The organism is Planktotalea sp. (assembly GCF_049680325.1).
Taxonomy (GTDB): domain Bacteria; phylum Pseudomonadota; class Alphaproteobacteria; order Rhodobacterales; family Rhodobacteraceae; genus Planktotalea.
The window spans coordinates 1-2,576 of the sequence record NZ_JBAUHO010000188.1 but is presented as its reverse complement, the minus strand read 5'-3'; the positions used below and the strand labels follow the sequence as shown (position 1 = coordinate 2,576).

Genomic DNA, 2,576 nt, shown 5'->3' with positions numbered 1-2,576 from the left:
TTCATGGAGTCTGGACGCACGAGACCGCCCGAAGGGAAGCGAAGGCACCGCTCGGCCATCGCCCGCGCCGAGCAACGCCGTGATCTGCGCCAGTACCCGCCCGAAGGCGGCATCCAGCGCCTTCGGATCGACCATCCGGAACACCGATGAGAACGTATCATGCGACGGGATGGCGTGTTTGAGTTTCAGGGAGTCCCTGAAAAAATGCTCCTTTGCCCGACCAAAGGTTGCCATCTCTGCGCAATTTGTCGCCCCACAAAGGACCGCGACGAAGGCCACGACAAGCAACTCGCAGAGGTTATGACGGGCGTTGTCGGCCCGGGGATCGGGAATGTCGTCGAAGCCGGCGAGGAAGATTTTCTTGGGCGACTGGGGCTCCTGAAGGACGGTCCCCGCCTCAGAATCCATCTCCCGGCAAACCTCAAGACCGCTCCGTTCACGTCAGATCCCAAACGCGATTCCCCTGCTCTGCGCACAAGCACTGAACCAAGCGCCTGTCATTTATCAGATTGAGAGCGGATATGCCGAATTTCTTCTACCAAATTCATCACTTCTGGTGATGGCTCTTGGGGTGAGGCGCTGTAATTTTCCAGCAATATTTCAAGTGGCGGCGTCCCTTGTTCAACCCGATCTTTCCATGTCGCGTCGTTCTTCATTTCCAACAAGACGCCAGCAATCCCGCCAATTTCATAGGATTCTTCGTCTGGCAAACCAAAGAACCTGTCGGCATCCAACGTATAGTCCTTCAAAATCATTCTTTGATAGTTGGCGCGCAATTCTTCTGCGCTCAGATCAAATCCACCAACGGACCTGACATTCATCGCCATATCAAAATACCTGGCAGCCCCTTCGAAAATATCCATTGATTTGGCGAGTTCATACTCTTGCGGATGGTCATTTTGATAAGCTTCAAACCACCATTTGGCAGCCTCAAGATATTCAGTTTCATCTTCGGGGCTTAACAAGGCCAGGCTCAATGCCCGAATGATTTCATACCGTTGCGACCGGGCGTCAAAGTTTTCCTGCCCGATTTCAATGAGTTTACCCTGATCTGCATGTTCCACGTTCCACGTATTTTGAACGCGGTGAAACTCTTCATGCGCAGTAAAAGCAAGAAGCATGGTCGAAGTCGGTAAGGATTCGAACTCAGAGCTTCTGTAAGACCCACCAAACAGATCAGAATCAACTTCGACCTTTATGGTTGGGATCCCATTGAGTGTCTGCTCAGAGCTGGTGAACCGAAAGGGGTAGCCAGTGACACGATAGGCAGAAGGCAAATCCTCGGCCCGGAATTTCACGATATTCCCGTCGGGCATCACCAACCAGGCATTCTCACCATTTGTCTCGGCAAAAAGGACGTTAATATTGCGATAGTCAGCGGCGGTCCAGATCTGATCTGCCAAAGGCCAGGTCGCCCAGATCTGCTGCGCGGCTCTGACAACATAGCTTTCGACAGTCAGCCGCTCCCACTCCAGTTTCAGATCGCTGTATTGCGTATCTGATGCGTCGACAGACAAATCTATCGGAGAAATCTCAATGACGCTTTCTTGAGAGCTTCTCATAAATACCCAAGCGCCAGCCAATATCGCGGCGACAAACACAACAGTCAAAACTTGCCGTCTTTTCATTGTATGTTCCATTATGGCAAAGGCCAATTTGAGGGCGAAATTGAATGTTCAGGGCATGTATGGCATCATCGCCTCGGCTACCATGTTCCTACAAGACATAAGGTGTCAGCCATCTTTTCGTGAGCATGACTCTGCCGAATGCCGCGGTGGTTCAAACCATTCGCAGATGGGGTCACTGCATAAAAGTGACTTTTTTGTCCGGTTCGTGGGAACGGACCGAGAACTTATGCGGCGTCCTGTAGCTCGTTTTTCCGAAGTGGCCTGAGGCGGTATGGGCTGAGTGGTGGGTTCATGTTCCACCGGCGGGAGTGGGAGAAACTTGGTGGACGCTGTGTTAGGGTAAGGCTTTTGGAGCGAGGCGGGGCCTGCCATGGATGTGCGAATTGTTGTCAAAACAACATTTGAAGACGGAGAAACGCAGAGCCGCAATATCGGTCGTCTTTGCCGTGCACATGACAACTTAGAATCCGAGAGCTTGGGTTTGCGGCTTGATGAAGCCAAGAATTTGTTGGGGCGATTGCAGGAAGCGGTCCTGCAAGGCCAGATCGACGAAGCGCTGGCGGCAAGCCGAATTTGCGACGACTGCGGAAAGCGTTGTGCGATCCACGACGATCGAGGTCGTACTCTTGACACATTGTATGGCCGGTTTCGGGTGAAAGTTCCGCGGCTACGACAGTGTGCCTGCAAAACAGACGCGGACGCTGCGAAAGCCGTTCTGCTTTCGCCGCTCAACGCGATGTTTCCGGATCGCGCAACACCGGAACTTCAGCGCCTTCAGGCGGAGTTGGGATCGCGGCACTCGTTTTGAGAGGCAGCCCGGTTGCTCGAAATGTTCCTGCCCTGCACGCCTCAGTCAAACACGACAATCCGCAATCGCTTGGGAAGCATTGCCGAGAAGCTCGACGTCGCCAACGAAGGGCATGGGCACAAGAATGCGAGCGCCAAATC

General features: G+C 53.2%; 2 protein-coding genes and 1 pseudogene. 1 reads left to right on the top strand and 2 read right to left on the bottom strand.

Going from position 1 to position 2,576, the window contains the following annotated elements:
* The coding region (locus tag WBC85_RS08615; protein WP_424435350.1) for a transposase family protein at window positions 1-408 on the bottom strand (408 nt) is incomplete at its 3' end.
* A gap of 89 nt (window positions 409-497) precedes the next feature.
* Window positions 498-1,628, bottom strand: coding sequence for a hypothetical protein (locus tag WBC85_RS08610; RefSeq protein WP_424435346.1), 1,131 nt, complete (start codon window positions 1,626-1,628; stop codon window positions 498-500).
* A 370-nt stretch (window positions 1,629-1,998) separates the two neighbouring features.
* Between WBC85_RS08610 and WBC85_RS08605 the strand changes: the two are divergent.
* Window positions 1,999-2,576, top strand: a pseudogene (locus WBC85_RS08605) (ISKra4 family transposase); the annotation flags it as partial.

What these genes read in the sequence shown, in the direction of transcription:
- WBC85_RS08610 (WP_424435346.1), bottom strand. Translation starts at nt 1,628, where the DNA reads ATGAAAAGACGGCAAGTTTTGACTGTTGTGTTTGTCGCCGCGATATTG.